A 20166-nucleotide genomic window follows, 5' to 3' on the forward strand; every position below is an offset into this window, starting at 1 on the left:
ACAGTCACCATGTTCCTCTCACAAGCATAAACGCTTCCGCAGCGGAAAAACCCGATTTTGCTCCCCATACACGGGCATTATGTTCGATTGCCTGCAAAGAGCGGGGATGAGGGAAGTCTCTGAGCTCGGAGCCGTAACACGCCATCGATTTCAATTTTGTTTCAAGCTCGTCTTCAATATTAACGAAGAAATTGGCATGAAACTGATCCTTCTGACAGTAATTCCATTCCGTCGAAGACAATGTTTCATAGGCAAAAACCCGTTTTACCGTATGGCCGGGAAGCGGACGGGTTGCGGTCATGACCGCTCTGAATACGACGGAGTGGTCAATATTAATGTCACCGCCGTACTGGGTATACACAATGTCAGGCTGAAAACGATTGATTTGTTTCTCCGCTTCCTTCACGACATCCAGCAAATCCATTGAATCCATTCTGTTATCAGGAAGGTTCAGCCTGACAAAATCATGGATGCCCAAAGTGCTGAGCGCTTGTTCCGTTTCTTGAGCAGAATGCTGCATAACAGACTCTTCAGGCTTCTCATAATCCGTTTTTCTTGATGACTTGCCTTCCGCCATAATGACTGCCGACACGCTGTCACCTTGGCGGACATGTTTGGCGAGCGTGCCGCCGACGCCGATAATTTCATCGTCGGGATGCGCTGCAAATACCATTACTTTCATCATATTGCCCTCCTTTAACTAACATTTCAGCTGTATCCGCTCCGCAGTTCATCAGCATATCAAGCATGGAGAGGTGAGGGATATGCTCCCCGAATAATTGAGGATAGTCAAAATGCCGGATCTGCTGATACTCAATGACAATTCCGTTTCTTTCAAAATCGCTTTCTATTAAATAGTCGGAACCCTGACTGCCTGAATAATAACGATCCGCCCCCAGCTCCTGACAAAGCGCTAAAACAAAATCGCTTTTTTTCTCCTTCCGGCATTCAAGCTCAGAGACATAACAGAGCGGCGTTTCGATTCGGAGCTCTTTTCGGAAAAATTCAATGATGTGCATATTCAAATCATGGAGATATTCCCACTCCCGCTGATAGACATCTTGAAAAAATTGCTGGTATCGCTCAAAATAGGGAGCTTTCGCATAGTTCATCTTAATCGCCATCCAATGTTTTTTCCGCCAATCCTGTGTCTGGTCGATTTTCATATGCCGAAGCTCTATGTCTTTATATTGTTTCATCTGCAAAGGCACCGTCAGCCATCTGGGGCCCTGCGGCGTTTTGATTCTGTTGCGGTTCAGAAACCCTTTTTTCTCAAATTGAGCCGTGTCATGAATGGCAAACAGATCCGACTTATACATTTTTTCAAAAAAACCGTACCACGGCAGATAACTGGATTGATGGCCGCTTATTGTTTTCATTCCGGTTTCGTAAAAAGTCGGCATTGTTTTTCTTCAGCTCCCCAATATCGTTTCGGTCTTGCGATTTCTTTACTGTGTGAATAGCCAAAATCAGCCCATTGAAGCTTGCGGCTGATGGCGAATTGCAAAGCGTCACGCATCAACAAGTAAGAGGCCTGCGCTTTTTTTCCCGCCAGGCTGTTTACATTCTGCCAATAATAGAAATGAGAGCGGTCATAGAGAAAAATACTGCTGCTGATCAGCGTCTCATCCTGATATGCTCCGACCCAAAACATCCGGTCCCCAAACGTGTCAAGCAGTTTTTGGAAAAATCCTTGACTCAGCACATAAGCAGCGCCGATTGCCGCCGTATGCTCCTTGTAGAGGTCGTAAAATGATTCAAGTTCTTGTCGCCCGATCAGCCTGGTGACAATATTCTCTTTTTCAGCGTATCTGACTGCCGTCCGGGCTTTTCCGGAAATGCCCGTCCAAAGTTCGTCAAACGTGTCCGGAAGCGTAAGAATCCGTGTCGCCTTTTCCGTCCATCCTTCCCCGATTTCTTCTGTAAAAGAAGTCTGACCGTACGGCAGCAGCATCCGGGATATGTTCCGGCCGAATATGGCCTCGATTTCACTTTGAAGCCATTCAAATGAGATGGGGCGATCTGAAATAACGCCGCCGTATCCGATCATATTGCCGGATAATACGCCCTTCTGTTCAAAAAGCGGAAGATAGATGACCTGTCCTCCGTCCGTTGTCAGTCTGACAGGGTGAAATGACGTGCCGGGAAGCTCTTCCATGAGAATTCCCCAATCATAGCTTTGAAACAACCCCGCCTGATACATGTCAGCGGCCCGATCCCATGCCTGGCGGCTCGTGCATACTGCTGTTTTTTGCATTGTTATCACCACTATTCAGTCTTATTCTTTTGCTCACAATATGATAAAACGGATTCGGCTATATATCTGACTTGCTCCTTTTGAAGAGGAGGTTTAAACGGCAGAGAAAGAACTCTTTTCCAAAGCGGATCTTCCCCTTCTTCCGCCGCATATGTTTCATAAATCGGAATACGTCCGAGGGGAAGATAGTTCCAGCATGTTTGGATGCCTCTTTCAGCTAAATAAACGGAACACCCGTACCGCTCTTCATCCCGGGGGAATACAATCGTTAAATAATTCAGATGTTCTCCTTCTTGGGGCTGGATCATCTTTATGCCGTACGTCTCTTCCGCCTTTATAAAGATTTCTCCCGCCGCTTGTAAGTTTCGGAGCGAAGCTGTTACAAGCTGATCCATACGTGAAAGCTGATCTTCAATAATGGCTTCCCTTGCCGGATGCATGCGAAGCACCGGTACAACAGCCGGTTTATCCGGCAGAGCTTCGAGCTTAGTGGCTTTCATGGAAGGCATGATGCCCGCTTTCCTATAAATATATGAAACGGGATGATGCCGTTTCCGTTTCATAACAGCCTGTATTCTTTGATTTCTGATATAAATTCGATAGTCAGCTGCCACTTGGCTGCGCTGTTCCATCGGGAGATTTGCTTTTTGCCGAAGCCATTCTTTCGGCGCGATTAACGCGCCGCCTCCGATACTCGCAAGCGGTTTTGACGGGCCGAAGCTTAAAACACCGAAATCGCCCAGACCGCCGGCATATGTATCCGCTTGTTTTGTAAACATGGCTTGAGCGGCATCATCAATGACAAAAATACCGTGTTCCTTCGCCCAGTCAATGATGGCGGTATTTTCTCTCCGGCCGTATACGTGCGTGAGGATAACCGCACACGTCTGCCGCGTCGCTTTTTTTTTGACATCCTCAAACGATAAAGAAAGATGCTCATCCAGCTGCGCAAAAACAGGCGTTGCACCGGATTGCAATACGGCATCAATGACATTCGGGCAGCTGAAGGATGAGAAAATCACTTCTTTCCCCGGCCCGGCTCCCGAATAAGTTAATGCGAGCACCAGTGCCGCACTGCCGCTGGAGGTCAGCACAACCCCTTTTCCGTACCGTTTTTCCAGTTTTTCAGTCAGTCCGCTTTGTCCGCCAGTAAGCAAGTGCTTCACCGCGCGCAGACGGCCCCTGACGGAAAGCTGTCCGGGATAAACGGGATATTTGACTACTTCCGGGTTTTCAGGAAAGTGAAAGTTTGTGCTTTTGTCTTTCATCTTTTATGATCTCCAGGCCTTCATTCAGACTTACTTTTGGAGCGTAACCGAGTAAACGTTTCGCCTTCTCGATTGACGGCGCCCGTTTAAAAATCTCGATGTCTTTTCCCCTCACGCCGTCTTCGCCCAGCTTTTTAAACAGATAGTTATCCTTCTCTCTGCCTGAGAGCACATTGACTTTTTCAGCCAGTTCTTTTATCGTGATCGGCTGGTCGTTCCCGATATTGAAGTCTTCAAAGACGGCCCCTTCATGAATGAGCGCGAGATAAGTTCCGGTGACGATATCACTGATGTAGCTGAAACAGCGTATTTGTCCGCCGTCCCCGTAAAGAGGCAGCTCAGAGCCATTCTCGGCCAGGCTGAAAAACTTGTTGATGACAAAATCCTCGCGCTGTTTCGGCCCGTATACATTAAAGTACCGGACAACCCGAATATGAAGCTCGTCGGATGCCTGTTCTCTCAAATATTCCTCTGATTGCAGTTTGGCTTTTCCGTAAGCCGATTTCGGAAGCTTTCTGCTTGTCTCGGTATAAGGAAAATCAGGTGAATCTCCGAATACTTCTGAGCTCGATGAGAAAAGAAGTGTTCTGATTCCCAATTCACCGCATACCTCGGTGACATTTTTCGTTCCTTCAAAATTAACCCGTATGACGTCTTCTTCATTGCTTCGGCAGCTGTCTACACCGACCATTGCCGCCAAATGGACAACCGCATCCGCTCCCTGCAGTGATTCGCGGAGGGACGTCCGGTCAAGGATATCCGTTTGGCGGTATTCAGTGTCAAAAGCCGGCTCTTTTTGGTCTGCAATAATGGTGTGATAACCTTTAGCCTGTAATAATGCCGCCAATTCGCTTCCGATAAAACCGGATCCTCCGATAATCGCAATATGTTTCATGATCCTACCTCCTGGCTGATAGTCAAAACTTCTTTTATAGACTTGACAATATAGCTGCAATCCTCATCTGATAACTGGCTGTAAAGAGGCAGTGACACGATCTCCCGGAAAACACGTTCAGTAACCGGCAGCTCGGCCGGAAAATGTTTTTGATAGTAAGGATGCATATGCACGGGAATAAAGTGCACGCTCAGCCCGATCTGTTTTTCTTTCATTTTCTCAATAAACAGATCTCTGTCCATGCCGCCGTTCTCTCGGATCCGCAAAATAAATAAATGCCATGAGTGCGTTATGCCGTGCGGAATGTCAGAAAGCGGAAGCGCTGCTTTGTCAGATTGGCCCGACAGTTCACGTACATAAAATTGAGCGATCTGTGCCCGTTTTTCTTGAATTTCGTTTGCGCGCTTCAATTGAACCAGACCGAGCGCGGCCTGAATATCCGTCATATTATATTTAAAACCCGGCAGTAACACGTCGTATCTCCAGCTGCCTTTTTCACCGTACCGGTTCCAGGCATTTTTTGTGATGCCGTGCCAGCCGTACAGCCTCGCTCTTTCTGCGGCCTGTTCGTCTTTCATGACGAGGGCTCCGCCTTCCCCCGTTGTAATATTTTTGGTGGCATAAAAGCTGAAGCACACGGCATCACCGTGAGTGCCGATCATGCTTCCGTTATATTTTGTACCGAGCGCATGAGCGGCGTCTTCAATCAGATACAATCCGTTTTCTTTACAAATGGACTGCAAGTTTTCCAGATCAGCCGGATAGCCGGCAAAATGAACCGCGATTACCGCTTTTGTGCGCGGCGTTATTTTCTTCCTGACATCTTCAGGATCGGCACATAGACTTTTCTCGCATATATCCGCAAACACCGGAACGGCTCCGGCGTGCAGGATGACATTGACGCTGGAACAGAACGTGAAGCTCGGCACGATGACTTCATCGCCTTCTCCCACACCGAGCGCCAATAAAGCCATATGTAAGGCAGCGGTGCCTGAATTACAGCTGATGACGTGTTCGGCTCCAATACATTCTCCCAGCTTTTTTTCAAAATCGATTACCTTCGGGCCTTTCGAAATCCAGCCCGACTGAATCGTTTCGGTTACGCTTGCGATTTCTTCGTTTGTCATATCAGGTCTGTGAAAAGAGATAAATCGATTACTAATGACCGTTCCCTCCTATAAAGTGACAACTCTGCAATTGTCGGCTGATTTTTCCCTGCATACATTTCTTGTGTCAAAGATAATCGGTGAGGCATCCTTCAAAATACTGTAGTCGATTACATCGTGATCTGTATGAATGATGATGACGTCGTACTGATTGATTTGTTCTTTTGTGAAAGGGACAGATTGTTTGCGGCTTCCGTCATTCAAGCGGATCTCGCTGATAAACGGATCATGATAATCAATCGCGCATCCCTTGTCCATCAATTCTTCCATTATCGTAAACACTGAGGATTCACGCGGGTCATTTGTATTTTTTTTATAAGCGGCCCCTATTATTAAGATGCTGCATTTGTCTTTGCCCGCCAGTTTCAAAGCATAGTCAGAGACAGAAATCGGCATGTTAGAATTGATTTCGTCCGCCAGATCAATTAATTTTGTCTGCAGCCCTTTTTCATTCGCGATCCATTTGAAGTAAAAAGGATCAATCGGGATACAATGGCCTCCGACTCCGGGGCCAGGGATAAATTTTTGAAAGCCGAACGGCTTCGTGTCCGCCGCGCAGATGACTTCCCATATATCAATATCAAGTTCACGGCAATTAAGCGCCATTTCATTGATAAGAGCTATATTGACATAACGATAAGTATTCTCTAGGAGTTTAGCTGTTTCAGCTACTTCGGGTGAGGTGACCGGGTGAATGCTTGTAACAATGGTGTTGTAAAACGCTGAGGCAAGTTCTGTGCAAGTCTGTGTGGTTCCGCCGACTACTTTAGGAATATCTGAAACTTCATATTGCCTGTTGCCCGGATCGATTCTTTCCGGAGAATAAGCCGTAAAAAAGTCTGTTCCTATTTTCATGCCGCGGCTTGATGCCATTCTGTCGGCAATCTTTTTTTTCGTTGTTCCGGGATAGGTGGTGCTTTCTAAAATTAAAAGCTGATGCTGCCTTCCATAAGCGATCATGCTGTCAACTGCACTGTCGATGTAGGTTAAATCGGGGATCTTGTCTTTTTTGTTCAGGGGTGTCGGCACACATATCACAATGATGTCGCATTTTTGGATGAGCGACATGTCGGCACTGATTTGAAAGCGTTTTGTTTGTAAAGCCGAGTTCAGTCTGCCGTCCTCTATATCTTGAATATGGCTGCTTCCGGCGGCTAACAAGGAAACCTTTTCACTGTTTTTGTCAAATCCGATAACATTGTATCCTTTATCGACACATTCCAGTGCAAGAGGAAATCCCACATATCCCATGCCTAACACGCCTACTATCGCCTGCTTCGTTTCAATCAGATGTAACAGCCGTTTTTGACCAAGGTTGCTGGCTTCTTTTGTGACAGTATTCATTTTTCGCCCCCTAATAGATAGAAAAGAGTATTGTTTTTTACAATTTAAAACAAATATCGATCGATATCGCAATTATAACAAAAGTTAAAATTTGATAAATGAGTTTTACATCCTTTTGTGAATTAGGTATTATCTATTTATTTTTCTTTTATTTGTAAAATAAAATCCTGTTAAATGGTATATATCTGGTAACGAGTGAGAAAATCTCCCTTAATTGATAGAATATACAGAAAATAATATAAAAAAACAGGCCGAAGCCTGTTTTTTATTCTTTCATTGCCTCAGTTACCGCCGCGGAAACGAGTGCCCCAGCTTTCTCTAGCCGTTCTTTGCTGATGTGTTTCATATTATCATTTTCGGTGTGGTACCAGGGCCCCGGCTCCTGTGTATCGGGGCTGAGCCAAATCCAGTTAGCCGACGGAATCCCCGCTTCATAAAAAGAGACATGGTCTGAGTAACCGAGCTGAATCAGGTTTGGCTTGACCAACCGGGATTTTTCAGCGGCTTTTTCAGCATACCGGACACTCGGGTTTTCCCTGCCGTCAGGAGTCGTGACACACATTTGACTCGCTTCTTCCCAGTCAGTCGCAATCATATCGGCATTAAAATTGGCCCGGCTGTGCTTTCTTTCATTGTTCGTGAGTGTACTGACGTAATAAGATGAACCCGCAGACCATAATTCTTCTGCACCGAACAGGATAAAGCGGATCTCTTTGTCTTTCGGTATATGTTTGAGTTGCTTGCTGATTTCCAGAACGGCAGATGTGCCTGAGGCGTTATCATCCGCTCCGGGCGCGCCTTTTACGCTGTCATAATGCGCTGTGACATAAATAATATCAGCATCAGAAGAGTTGGCCTGTGCCGCTTTGCGCGTTCCTATAATATTTTGTGAGATGCGGTTTTTATAGTTTTTAAATTGAATGACTGCCTTCTTTTCCTGCAGCAATGCTTCACCGTCTTCTTTTTTCATACCCGCCGCCGGTATCGTGATTCCTTTATCGGTATGCGGACGGACGGCGAGCGGTTTTGTTGTCTGATTATAAATAATGACTGCTTTGGCTCCCGCTTGTTCGGCATGTTTGATCTTTTGAGAAACGGGGATCTTTCCTTCGCGTATCACTGCAATCTTTCCTTTGGCTCCTGTTACGTCATTGCGTGATCCGCAGCCGCCGTCAAAAATCCCGCCTTCTATTTTGAGCTCTTTTTCAACAGCGGATTGATCAGCGGAGCGGAGCGGGAATTCATGATCTCCCGCTGTGACTGAACCTGAAAAGTACTTTTTCAATGGAAATGACTGTACTTTGACACTGGCGCCCTGAGCCCGCAGACGATTCGATATGTATTCAGCCGCTTCCTTTTCTTTCGCAGTTCCGGTTTCCCGCGGACCGATGGTTTCACTCAGATCATGCATAGTGTCCAATGCCTCATCAGCATCAAAAACCGGCGCGGTCACAGTTGAATAAGCATGAGTTTCGGACAGCGGCCCGGCAGACGCGCCCCATATGACGCTTGCTGCCACCGCGGCTGACATAAATGAAAATTTCATCATAATCCCTCCTCTTATTAACACCTCTTCCCTTTCGATTGAAGAACACTGATTCCTTTAAAAAGGGGAAAAATGAATATTATTGACCAAATGAAGATGATGAAAAAGGAGGGAAAAGCCCGGGACCATAAAAAAACGCCGGGAGATATTCTCCCGGCGTCCATTACATTACTTATTTAAGTTATAGAAAGAGTTGATACCGTGGTATTGAGCAGTTTCAGCCAACTGATCTTCGATGCGAAGAAGCTGGTTGTATTTCGCAACACGGTCCGTACGGGACGGAGCACCTGTTTTGATTTGTCCTGCATTAGTTGCCACAGCGATGTCAGCGATTGTGCTGTCTTCAGTTTCACCGGAACGGTGAGAGATAACGGCAGTGTAGCCTGCGCGTTTCGCCATTTCGATCGCATCGAATGTTTCAGTCAATGTACCGATTTGGTTTACTTTGATCAGGATAGAGTTGCCTACGCCGTTTTTGATACCTTCAGCAAGCTTTTTCGTGTTTGTAACGAAAAGGTCGTCACCGACAAGCTGAACTTTTTTGCCAAGACGCTCTGTAAGAAGTTTGTGGCCTTCCCAGTCGTTCTCGTCAAGTCCGTCTTCGATAGAGATGATTGGGTATTTAGAAACCATTTCTTCGTACCAGTCAACCATTTCAGCAGATGTTTTCACAACGCCTTCGCCAGACAGATGGTATTTGCCGTCTTCTTTGTTGTAGAACTCAGAAGATGCAGCATCCATAGCAAGCTTCACTTCTTCGCCAGGTTTGAAGCCGGCTTTTTCGATTGCTTCAACGATTGTTTGAAGCGCTTCTTCGTTAGAACCAAGGTTCGGAGCGAATCCGCCTTCGTCACCTACAGCTGTGTTCATTCCTTTAGCAGAAAGAACTGATTTCAGGCTGTGGAAGATTTGAGCGCCCATGCGAAGCGCTTCACGGAAGTTAGGCGCGCCTACAGGCATAATCATGAATTCTTGAATGTCTACGTTGTTGTCAGCATGCTCTCCGCCGTTTACGATGTTCATCATCGGTACAGGAAGCGTTTTTGAGTTGAATCCTCCAAGGTATTGGTAAAGAGGAATCTGTAAGAAATCAGCAGCTGCGCGCGCACAAGCCATAGATACGCCAAGGATTGCGTTCGCACCGAGTTTGCCTTTGTTTTCAGTACCGTCAAGCTCGATTAAAAGCTGATCGATTGCGTTTTGTTCAGTTACGTCAAAGCCGAGAAGCTCTGGAGCAATGATTTCGTTTACGTTGTTAACAGCAGTTAACACGCCTTTTCCAAGGTAACGGTCTTTGTCGCCGTCACGAAGCTCAACCGCTTCGTATTCACCTGTAGAAGCTCCGCTGGGCACTAATGCGCGGCCGAAAGCTCCTGTTTCTGTATATACTTCAACTTCAACTGTCGGGTTGCCGCGGGAGTCAAGGACTTCGCGTGCATAAACATCAACAATGTATGGCATGAGTTTGTCTCTCCTTTTGATTTACGCTTATTTTTGAATTAAAGATGTTCCGGTCATTTCTTTCGGTTTTTCAACACCGAGAAGGTCTAATAACGTTGGTGCGAGGTCGCCTAGGATTCCGCCTTCGCGCAGCGTCACGCCTTCTTTCGTCACAATGACAGGGACTGGGTTTGTCGTATGGGCAGTGTGCGGTTCGCCTGTTTCTGTAATCAGAATGTCCGCATTACCGTGATCAGCGGTAATGATGGCATGTCCGCCTTTAGCGATAATGGCGTCAACCACTTCGCCTAAGCATTCGTCCACTGCTTCAATTGCTTTAATCGTCGGTTCGACCATTCCGGAGTGGCCGACCATGTCAGGGTTTGCAAAGTTCAGGATGATCGCGTCGTGCTTGTCAGCCGCGATTTCTTTTACAAGAGCATCCTTCACTTCATACGCGCTCATTTCAGGCTTCAGGTCATATGTCGCGACCTTCGGCGAGTTAATGAGGATGCGCTCTTCGCCCGGGAATTCTTCTTCGCGGCCGCCGCTCATAAAGAACGTAACGTGCGGATACTTTTCAGTTTCTGCAATGCGAAGCTGTTTTAACCCGTGCTGTGCTAATACTTCACCGACCGTATTGTCAAGGTTTACCGGTTTAAAAGCCACATATCCGTCAACAGATTCACTGAAGTGAGTCAGGCAGACGAAATACAGGTTTTTCGGATGATTTTCACCGCGGTCGAAATCGCGGAAATCTTTGTTGGTAAACGTGTTTGAAATCTGGATGGCGCGGTCTGGTCTGAAATTATAGAAAATCACAGAATCGCCGTCATGAATTTTCGCGACGGGTTCACCGTTTTCTTTTGTGATGACGGACGGAATGACGAATTCATCATGAATGCCGTTCGCATAAGAATCGTCGACTACATCCATCGCGCTGCGGTAAGACGGGCCTTCGCCGTAAGCCATTGCGCGGTACGCTTTTTCCACACGGTCCCAGCGTTTGTCGCGGTCCATGGAGTAGTAGCGTCCGGAAATGCTGGCGATTTCGCCGACACCGATTTCTTCGATCTGCTCATTCAGCTGCTGAATGTAAGTTTTCGCCGTTTGCGGACCTACATCGCGGCCGTCGAGGAAACCGTGAATATACACCTTCGTCAGTCCTTCACTTTTCGCAAGTTTCAGCAGCGCGAATAAATGATTGATGTGACTGTGTACGCCTCCGTCAGAAAGAAGGCCGAACAGGTGCAGCGCTTTGTCGTTGTCTTTCGCGTTTTTGATGGCGTCAAGGAACGTTTGATTGCGTTCGAATTCGCCTTCGCGGATGGCAACGTTCACGCGTGTTAAGCTTTGGTACACAATACGTCCGGCGCCGATATTTAAATGACCGACTTCAGAGTTCCCCATCTGTCCTTCAGGCAGTCCGACTGCTTCGCCTGATGCCGTCAGCGTCTGATGAGGGTATTGGTTCCAATAACGGTCGAAATTCGGTTTTTTCGCTTGTGCGACTGCGTTTCCGACTGTTTCATTGCGTAATCCGAACCCATCAAGAATGATGAGTGCAGCTGGTTTTTTACTCATATTGACCTTCCTCCAATAATTGAACGAATGACTGCGGTTCAAGGCTTGCGCCGCCGACCAAAGCACCGTCAATATCGGACTCTGCCATATATTCTTTAATATTTGCAGGTTTTACGCTGCCGCCGTATTGAATGCGGAGCTTGTCAGCAGTTTCCTGGCTGAAGCTTTCAGCAACGACTTTACGGATATGCGCGCAGACGTCATTTGCATCTTTCGCTGTAGAAGATTTGCCTGTTCCGATTGCCCAGATTGGCTCGTACGCAATAACGGAAGCAGCAACTTGCTCTTCAGAAAGACCCGCAAGCCCTTTTTTCACTTGATCGGCAACAAGATCATTTGTTTTTCCGGCTTCGCGCTCTTCAAGCGTTTCACCTACGCAAATGATCGGCACAATGCCGTGTTTAAAAGCGGCATGCGCTTTTTTGTTAACTGTTTCATCAGTTTCAGCGAACATTTCACGGCGCTCAGAGTGTCCGATGACGCAGTAATCCACGCCAAGGTCTTTCAGAGCGACCGGGCTGATTTCACCTGTGAACGCACCGTTTTCTTCAAAATGCATGTTTTGGGCGCCGACTTTCAGGTCAGTTCCTTTAACAGCAGAAGTCAGCTTTTCTAAGAAAAGAGCTGGTGCGCAAACAACGGCTTCCGCTTTGTCTGCTGCTGGAATGGAAGATTTCACTTCTTCAACGAAGCTGACAGCTTCGCCGAGTGTTTTGTTCATTTTCCAGTTACCGGCTATAATTGGTTTTCTCATCTGTTCCACTTCCTTATAGCAGTTTTTATTTATCGTTCAGCGCAGCTACACCCGGAAGCTCTTTGCCTTCCATGAATTCAAGGGATGCGCCGCCGCCTGTTGAGATATGGCTCATTTTGTCAGCAAGGCCGAATTTTTCAACGGCTGCCGCAGAGTCTCCTCCGCCGATGACAGAGTATGTATCGTTTGCCTCTGCCAATGCTTCAGCCACTGCTTTTGTGCCTTGAGCGAACAAGTCGATTTCGAATACGCCCATAGGTCCGTTCCATACGACAAGTTTGCTGTTTTTGATAACTTCAGCGTACGTTTCGCGGGTTTTCGTTCCGATGTCGATCGCTTCTAAATCACTTGGGATCTCAGAGATCGGCACGATTTGAACGTTTGCATCGTTAGAGAAATCATCAGCAACGAGAACGTCTTCCGGCATATAGAATTTAACGCCTTTTTCTTTCGCGCGGTCCATGAATGATTTTGCAAGTTCGATTTTATCTTCTTCAAGAAGAGATTTACCGACTTCATAGCCAAGCGCTTTTACGAATGTGTAAGCAAGACCTCCGCCGATGATCAGGTTGTCCACTTTATCAAGCAGACTTTCGATTACGCCGATTTTGTCTTTTACTTTCGCGCCGCCGATGATTGCCGTAAACGGGCGCTCAGGATTTGTCACGGCTTTGCCGAGAACGTCAAGCTCTTTTTCCATCAGGAATCCTGCAACCGCCGGCAGATGCTCGGCAATTCCGGCTGTAGATGCGTGAGCACGGTGGGCAGCACCGAATGCGTCATTGACATATACATCCGCAAGCTCAGCAAATGCTTTAGCAAGCTCAGGATCGTTTTTCTCTTCACCAGGGTAGAAACGTACGTTTTCCAATACAAGAACGTCTCCGTCCTTCATATCAGAAATTTGTGCTTTTACAGCATCGCCGTAAGCTTCATCCGCTTTTTTCACTTCTTTTCCGAGCAGTTCGCCTAAGCGTGCAGCGACAGGAGTTAAACGAAGCTCCTCAACCACTTCGCCTTTCGGGCGGCCTAAGTGGCTCGCAAGAAGGACTTTCGCGCCTTGGTCTGCAAGGTGTTTGATTGTTGGAAGCGCAGCTCGGATACGAGTATCGTCTGTTACTTCCCCGTCTTTCATTGGAACGTTAAAGTCAACGCGGCAGAATACGACTTTGCCTTTTACGTCGATGTCTTTTACTGTTTTTTTATTCATGCCTTAGGAGATCCTCCTTCAAAATGGTTTGCATAGCACGAAAAACGTGAAACGTGAAACCGCCTCATGATGCTTCCGCCGCGGGGCAGATTGCAGCTTCCGGGCACGGGGCAGATCGTCTTCTGAGCCAGGGCAGGCGGCTCAGAAAACGAAAGTGCCGCGGAAACTTCAAAACGCGGACGTTCTGCAGCAATCCGGCGCTTTCTGAAAGCCGGTTCTCATGGAAAAAGGGAAAGGGAGTCCGTCCCCTTCCCTTGTCCGCTTTCATTATAGCGTTTCTGTCCGAAAGAACCAAGTCCGGCCCTTTCCGGGAGCTATGAATTAAAGACCTTGTTTTGCGATGTAAGCTGCAAGGTCAACAACGCGGTTAGAGTAGCCGCTTTCGTTATCGTACCAAGAGATTACTTTTACCATGCTGCCTTCCATAACCATTGTAGAAAGAGCATCGATTGTAGAAGAGTTAGCATTGCCGTTGTAGTCTCCGGATACTAATGGCTCTTCGCTGTAGCCGAGGATTCCTTTAAGATCGCCTTCAGCCGCTTCTTTAAGAGCTGCGTTTACGTCTTCAGCCGTTACGTCTTTGTTAAGTTCAGCAACTAGGTCAACAAGAGAAACGTTTGGAGTCGGCACACGCATAGCTCCGCCGTTCAGTTTGCCTTTCAGTTCAGGAAGAACAAGGGAAACTGCTTTAGCAGCACCAGTTGATGTAGGAATGATGTTTTCAGCTGCTGCACGCGCACGACGGTAGTCTTTGTGCGGAAGATCAAGAATTTGCTGATCGTTTGTGTAAGAGTGAACAGTTGTCATCATACCGCGTTTGATGCCGAATTTGTCGTTAAGTACTTTTGCAAACGGCGCAAGGCAGTTTGTTGTGCAAGATGCGTTAGAGATAACATGGTGGTTAGCCGCATCGTATTTGTCTTCGTTAACACCCATAACGATTGTGATATCTTCTTCGTTAGCAGGTGCAGAGATGATAACTTTTTTCGCGCCTGCTTCTAAGTGTTTCGCAGCGTCTGCGCGTTTTGTGAAGAAACCAGTAGATTCAACTACGATTTCAACGCCTTGTTTGCCCCAGCTGAGTTTCGCAGGATCGCGCTCAGCAGAAACTTCGATTGTTTTGCCGTTAACAACAAGGTTGCTGCCGTCAACTTTAACTTCTGCATCTAATTTTCCGTGTACGGAATCATATTGTAAAAGATGAGCAAGCATGTTAGCGTCTGTTAAATCGTTAACTGCTACTACCTCAACTTCAGGATTGTTTAATGCTGCGCGGAATACGTTACGTCCAATACGACCAAAACCGTTAATACCGACTTTTACTGCCATGATTATTTCCTCCTTTAAATAAGTGAGAGATATTTATATTGAGGGACTGTTATCCCTTAATAACTTCTTTGCGGCTCCTTCGTCCGTGACGAGAACCGTGTTTCGCTGCTTTTTAAAATAAGCTTCGATTGCTTCTGCTTTTGATGATCCGCCCGCTACCGCGATAATGTCGGGAATGGCATCGAGGTCATCGAGCTGCATTCCGACTGAATGCACCTTGTGAACGACTTCTCCGTCCGCATTAAAGTAGTAGCCGAATGCCTCTGTCACCGCATGATTGTCATCTATTTTCTTCAAATCTTCCAAAGGCGTGTTTCTTCGCTCCGCCATTGTTCTAGCTTCGCCGATTCCGTGAACGAGCATACTCGCTGATTTAATCGTGTGAAGCACCTCTTTTACGGAAGGCTCTTCAATAATAGATGAGTAGGCGCCTTGTGACAGCTGGCCGGGAACGAACAAAAGCCGGTAAGTGCCTGAAGCCTTTTCCGCCATATGCGCGCATATGGTGTTCGCCTGGTTTTTCACGTCTTCGCCTAAACCGCCTCTTGCGGGCACAAACAGGAGCTCGCGGTTTTTTGAATCCGGCGTCATCATATCGGCGACGGCTTCAATTGTCGTACCGCCGGTTACAGCGACGATATTTTTGCCTGAAAATCTCTTTTTCATACATGCAACGGCCGCTCTCCCTAATTCTTTTTTGACCCAAGGAGATTGGTCGCTGTCTCCGGAAACGATAATAGCGTCTTTCAGATTGAGCCGCTCTTTTAATGTCTTTTCCAAAAGCGTCAATCCTAAAACATCCTTCATCGTATCTTCCAGAATCGAAAGCAGTGAATAGCCCTCTTCCGTCATTGTCATGCCGTTTGTTTTAATATCGATGAGATTTTGTTCTTTTAAGAACTGAACCTCGCTTCTGAGAACGCGCTCGGTCAATCCGAGACTGGCTGCAAGACTTCTGCGGCCGATCGGTTCTGTAAGCCTGATATACTGCAAGATTTCAAATCTTTTCTGCATCACAAGCAAAAGATCAGGCAATAATTTTTTTTGAGCTTGTATTAACTGGTTCATGACTCAAACGTTCCTTCCTATTCATACTGGACAGAAAATGTCCCGCTATGACAAAAAACGTCCCATCATAGCCAAAAAAAATTATGTCTGCTTTCTTTAATTATTTTAACAGGATGACATTGTTAATTCAACTGTTAAAGGTCAATTCCTCGACATTCTTCGCAGGATTTACCAGTATCTCCTTGATACAGTCATTATATACAGAAACGGAATGAAGGTGACAGACAAAAGCCCGCCGGAGCGGACTTTTGTTGTAAAACGCTTTCATTTTATCCAGAGTTTTTCTATTTCTTCTAATGATTTATTTTTCGTCTCAGGGCAGATCGTCACGACAAACAAGAAACAGAGAATATTAATGACGGCGAATATCCAGAAGGTGTACGCGAGCCCCAACCCGCTGATCATCATCGGCACGAACTGGCCGATCGCCCAGTTGGCCCCCCATAAGAATATCGTCGCAATACCGGCGGCGCGTGCGCGGAGGTGGTTCGGAAAGATTTCCGAAATCATGATCCACGTAATCGGCCCGACTGATACACAGAAAGCGGCGACGAATCCCAATATGATGACGACTAAAGCCGGACCGCTCGCCAGCTGAAAATAAAAGGATGCCCCGATTAAGATCATGAACAGCGCCATAAAGGCAGATCCGACCCCCATCAGCTTTTTCCGGCCTACCTTATCAACTAAAAGAACCGCGATAATGGTGAAAATCACTTCAACGACACCGACGATGCATGTCGTGATAAACCCCGCATTCTGTCCGAAGCCCATCATTTTGAAAATTTCCGGCCCGTAATACGTAATTGCGTTCATGCCGATGACCTGATTGAATAAAGCCAGCAGAATCCCGATCACAAGCGCTTTTCTCAGCCCCGGTTTAAACAGCTGAGACAATGAACCCATTTTTTCTAATTGTAAAGACGTTTCGATTTGTTTGATTTCTTCTTTCGCGGTCTGCTCGCCGTTAATGCGCGTCAGCACGGCGAGGGCTTCATTCCGGCGCCCCGCTTTCGCAAGCCAGCGCGGACTTTCCGGCACGATAAGCAGCACGATAAAAAAGATGACGGACGGAATCATGCCGTAAGCGAGCATCCACCGCCAGCCGGTGTGCACCCCCCATTCATACGAGCCGGACTGCTGGACGGCAAGGTTAATAAAATAAGTGCCGGAGATCCCTAATATCGTAAACAGCTGATACAGTGAGGAAAGACTGCCGCGTATGGCCGGCGGAGCGGCTTCTGTAATATACGTGACAGAAAGCGAGGAGCCCATGCCGATTCCCAGACCGCCGATGACTCTGGCGATCACTAAGGAAGACACACTTTGAGAAAGCGCAGAGACAACCGCTGACACCGCAAACAACAGCGCCGCTGCCATCAAAATCTTTCTCCGTCCGAACCGGTCACTCAAAAATCCGGAAATTCCGACGCCGAAAACACCGCCGATCATAATGCTTGAAATCACGAGCCCTTCCATAAAAGGACTTAAGCGGTACAAATCTTTCAGGAAACCGATGGCGCCGGAAATCACCGCCGTATCATAACCGTACAAAAGCCCTCCCAGTCCGGCCGCGCATGAGATGAGAATGACAAACCACTTCGAATGCTGCCGAGTGACAGGTACATTTGAGCCAATTGGTGCCGGGTGATTCTTCATGAATTTTATCCTCCCGCGAATAATAGAATAAAAACGCTTACAAAACAGAGTGCGGCGCTTGAGTTGCTTTGTTTTCTTCAGAACCGCCACATTTGTACGTACTTATAAAGAATTTTATCTAAAAATAAGGAAAATTAGTACGTACAAATAAAGAATAAGCAGTTTTTCATAATCTGTCAATTATTTTTACAGCTTGATGAAAGGGCTTACTATGTTATACTGGAATTTGTCCGTATACATTTTGGAGGAATTGATATGCTACCGAAATATGCTCAAGTAAAAGAAGAAATTTGTTCATGGCTGAATCAGGGAAAATTACAGCCGGACGAAAAGCTGCCTACGGAAAATGAGCTGATGCAGCAGTTCGGGGTCAGCCGCCATACCATCAGAAAGGCGATCGGAGATTTGATCTCGCAGGGGCTGCTGTACAGCGTTCAGGGCGGAGGCACCTTTGTCGCTTCACGCACGGCGAAATCAGCCATGCATTCAAACAAAACGATCGGTGTCATTACAACGTACATATCAGACTATATTTTCCCGAGCATCATCAGGGGAATTGAATCTTATTTAAGCGAACAGGGCTATTCCATGCTGCTGACGAGCACCAACAACAATACAGAAAGTGAGCGGCGGGGCCTTGAAAACCTGCTGTCCAAAAATATAGACGGGCTGATTGTCGAGCCTACGAAAAGCGCGCTGCAGACGCCCAACATCGGCTACTATCTCAACCTGGAGAAAAACGGCATTCCGTTTGCCATGATTAACGCCTCTTATGCGGAGCTGGCCGCACCGAGCTTTTCCGTCAATGATGTCAAAGGCGGTATGATGGCTTGCGAATACGTCATGTCCCTCGGCCACACGCACATTATGGGAATCTTTAAAGCGGATGACACGCAGGGCGTCAAACGGATGAACGGCTATCTTCAGGCGCACCGGGAGCGCGGGATTTTTCCGTCTCCGGACATGATCGTGACTTACACGACTGAAGAAAAAGAAACCGTGCTTCTTCAAAAAATTAAGCATACCCTTGAGCAAAACAGCGGATCATACCCAACGGCCATTCTTTGTTATAATGATGAAATTGCGCTGAAGACGATTAATCTTCTCAGAGAATTCGGCTTAAAGGTGCCTGATGACGTGTCAATCATGGGCTATGATGATTCACATTTCGCCCAGATTTCCGAGGTGAAGCTCACCTCTGTCAAGCATCCGAAATCCATTATGGGGAAAGCGGCGGCAAAATACGTCATCGACTGCTTAGAGCATAAAAAACCGAAGAAGGATGACGTCGTGTATGAACCGGAACTCGTCATCCGAAATTCCGTCAGGCGGATCGGCGAATAAAAAAAGCAATGTGCGCGGCACATTGCTTTTTTTGCTCAGCTGTTTTTTAATTCGGCGATGATCTCAAATGATCTCATTCTGTCGGCATGCTCAAAGCTTTCTGAATTCACCATGATTTCATCCGCCTGTGTTGTCCGGATGAAGCTTTCCAGCTTTTCCTTCACACGCTCCGGTCCGCCGACGATCGTTGAACTGAGCTGTTCATTGACCATCGCTTTTTCATACGGCGACCAGATTTGATCCATGTCTTCAACAGGAGGCTTCAGCTGGTTCGGCGTGCCGCGGACGAGGTCTAAAAATCTTTGATAATGCGATGTCGCCAGATGCTCCGCCTTTTCATCCGTATCGGCGGCAATGACGGTGACGCCGACCATCGCGTACGGTTTATCCAGTACGTCTGACGGACGGAAGGAGCTTCGGTACAGCTCAAGGGCGGGCACGGTGTTTTTCGGTGAGAAGTGAGCCGCAAAGGCGAACGGAAGCCCGAGCTCTCCCGCAAGACGCGCGCTGAAGCCGCTCGATCCCAAAAGCCAGATCGGCACGTCCAGCCCTTCGCCCGGAATGGCGCGGACTTGATTGCGCACATTGCCTGACGGTTTGAAGTAATTTCTCAATTCTTCAAGCTGCTCCGGGAAATCCTCCCCGCTGTTTATGTTTCTTCTTAAGGCCCTCGCCGTTAATTGGTCGGTTCCTGGCGCACGCCCGAGCCCCAGGTCAATCCGCCCCGGATATAACGTTTCAAGGGTTCCGAATTGCTCCGCGATTATAAGTGACGAATGATTCGGCAGCATAATGCCCCCTGAACCGACGCGGATTTTTTTCGTGCCGCCGGCGATGTGACCGATCAGCACCGCCGTTGCCGAGCTGGCGACTCCTTCTATATTATGATGCTCCGCAAGCCAATAGCGGTTATAGCCCCACTCCTCGGCGCGGCGCGCTAAATCCATACTGTTACGGAACGATTCAGCAACCGTTCCCCCCTGTACGACCGGCGATAAATTCAATACGGAAAACGCAGTATCTTTCAATGTATGTTCAGCCATCGTTTTCTCCTTTATGGTTTAGTGTAAGCAGATCTTAAACAAGGTCTCTACCACACACCTTACCACAGCTTTTCCCGTGAGTTAAACAATTTGATTCGATGATCTTCGAACAATCAGTCAGCGGTCGTCACTAGTGAACTCTGTATGAATGAATCTATTACATTCAGATATGAAGAGCCTAGAATGATATAAAAATGAAAAGATATCATTGAAAGAACAGAACCAATAATGTTAACATATGTCATATATTGAATAGGAA

General features: G+C 47.1%; 17 protein-coding genes. 1 reads left to right on the top strand and 16 read right to left on the bottom strand.

Features of this window, described 5'->3' with window-relative positions; genetic code table 11:
* Positions 1-4 precede the first annotated feature (4 nt).
* The 15 genes from HAP68_RS15870 to araE all read right to left on the bottom strand — a co-directional run bounded on the left by HAP68_RS15870 (position 5) and on the right by araE (position 17520).
* Positions 5-682, bottom strand: a complete 678-nt coding sequence (locus tag HAP68_RS15870; RefSeq protein WP_003151634.1) for a PIG-L deacetylase family protein — start codon at positions 680-682, stop codon at positions 5-7.
* A complete protein-coding gene (locus HAP68_RS15875; RefSeq protein WP_024085814.1) occupies positions 645-1403 on the bottom strand; it encodes a WbqC family protein in 759 nt (252 codons plus the stop codon). The genes HAP68_RS15870 and HAP68_RS15875 overlap by 38 nt, the downstream gene beginning before the upstream one ends.
* The gene (locus HAP68_RS15880; RefSeq protein ID WP_003151632.1) at positions 1376-2257 is read right to left on the bottom strand and encodes a GNAT family N-acetyltransferase; all 882 of its coding nucleotides are present in this window, start codon (positions 2255-2257) and stop codon (positions 1376-1378) included. The genes HAP68_RS15875 and HAP68_RS15880 overlap by 28 nt, the downstream gene beginning before the upstream one ends.
* Before the next feature lie 11 nt (positions 2258-2268).
* Entirely contained in the window at positions 2269-3525 is a 1257-nt protein-coding gene (locus tag HAP68_RS15885; protein ID WP_024085815.1) for an aminotransferase class V-fold PLP-dependent enzyme, read from the bottom strand.
* Complete coding sequence (locus HAP68_RS15890; protein ID WP_024085816.1) at positions 3491-4420, bottom strand: NAD-dependent epimerase/dehydratase family protein; 930 nt, start codon at positions 4418-4420, stop codon at positions 3491-3493. Before HAP68_RS15890 ends, HAP68_RS15885 begins: the two co-directional genes overlap by 35 nt.
* Positions 4417-5547, bottom strand: a complete 1131-nt coding sequence (locus HAP68_RS15895; protein WP_024085817.1) for a DegT/DnrJ/EryC1/StrS family aminotransferase — start codon at positions 5545-5547, stop codon at positions 4417-4419. The genes HAP68_RS15890 and HAP68_RS15895 overlap by 4 nt, the downstream gene beginning before the upstream one ends.
* A 48-nt stretch (positions 5548-5595) precedes the next feature.
* Positions 5596-6930: a nucleotide sugar dehydrogenase gene (locus HAP68_RS15900; protein WP_003151628.1), complete on the bottom strand. Its 1335-nt coding sequence runs from the start codon at positions 6928-6930 to the stop codon at positions 5596-5598.
* A 265-nt stretch (positions 6931-7195) separates the two neighbouring features.
* Positions 7196-8476 (bottom strand): M28 family peptidase, encoded by a 1281-nt coding sequence (locus tag HAP68_RS15905; protein WP_024085818.1) that lies wholly within the window; start codon positions 8474-8476, stop codon positions 7196-7198.
* A gap of 168 nt (positions 8477-8644) precedes the next feature.
* Positions 8645-9937: a phosphopyruvate hydratase gene (gene eno, locus HAP68_RS15910; RefSeq protein WP_003151625.1), complete on the bottom strand. Its 1293-nt coding sequence runs from the start codon at positions 9935-9937 to the stop codon at positions 8645-8647.
* A 27-nt stretch (positions 9938-9964) separates the two neighbouring features.
* Positions 9965-11500 carry a 2,3-bisphosphoglycerate-independent phosphoglycerate mutase gene (gpmI, locus tag HAP68_RS15915; protein WP_003151620.1) on the bottom strand — a complete coding sequence of 512 codons (1536 nt, stop codon included), beginning with the start codon at positions 11498-11500 and terminating at the stop codon, positions 9965-9967.
* Positions 11493-12254: a triose-phosphate isomerase gene (gene tpiA / locus HAP68_RS15920; RefSeq protein ID WP_003151618.1), complete on the bottom strand. Its 762-nt coding sequence runs from the start codon at positions 12252-12254 to the stop codon at positions 11493-11495. The genes gpmI and tpiA overlap by 8 nt, the downstream gene beginning before the upstream one ends.
* A 25-nt stretch (positions 12255-12279) precedes the next feature.
* Positions 12280-13464 carry a phosphoglycerate kinase gene (locus HAP68_RS15925; RefSeq protein WP_003151616.1) on the bottom strand — a complete coding sequence of 395 codons (1185 nt, stop codon included), beginning with the start codon at positions 13462-13464 and terminating at the stop codon, positions 12280-12282.
* A 321-nt stretch (positions 13465-13785) separates the two neighbouring features.
* Positions 13786-14793: a type I glyceraldehyde-3-phosphate dehydrogenase gene (gap, locus tag HAP68_RS15930; protein ID WP_003151611.1), complete on the bottom strand. Its 1008-nt coding sequence runs from the start codon at positions 14791-14793 to the stop codon at positions 13786-13788.
* A gap of 33 nt (positions 14794-14826) precedes the next feature.
* Positions 14827-15861, bottom strand: a complete 1035-nt coding sequence (cggR, locus tag HAP68_RS15935) for a gapA transcriptional regulator CggR (RefSeq protein ID WP_003151607.1) — start codon at positions 15859-15861, stop codon at positions 14827-14829.
* A gap of 264 nt (positions 15862-16125) precedes the next feature.
* The gene (araE, locus tag HAP68_RS15940) at positions 16126-17520 is read right to left on the bottom strand and encodes an arabinose-proton symporter AraE (RefSeq protein ID WP_003151605.1); all 1395 of its coding nucleotides are present in this window, start codon (positions 17518-17520) and stop codon (positions 16126-16128) included.
* A 255-nt stretch (positions 17521-17775) separates the two neighbouring features.
* On the opposite strand from araE, the gene araR reads away from it, so the two are divergent.
* Positions 17776-18864, top strand: a complete 1089-nt coding sequence (araR, locus tag HAP68_RS15945) for an arabinose utilization transcriptional regulator AraR (RefSeq protein ID WP_024085820.1) — start codon at positions 17776-17778, stop codon at positions 18862-18864.
* Positions 18865-18899: 35 nt separating this feature from the next.
* Here the strand turns inward: araR and HAP68_RS15950 are convergent, their stop codons facing one another.
* On the bottom strand, positions 18900-19907 hold the full coding sequence (locus HAP68_RS15950; protein WP_024085821.1) for an LLM class flavin-dependent oxidoreductase: 1008 nt from the start codon (positions 19905-19907) through the stop codon (positions 18900-18902).
* Between the last annotated feature and the right edge of the window lie 259 nt (positions 19908-20166).

The sequence above is a fragment of the Bacillus sp. Bvel1 genome, from assembly GCF_014872755.1.
GTDB lineage: Bacteria > Bacillota > Bacilli > Bacillales > Bacillaceae > Bacillus > Bacillus velezensis.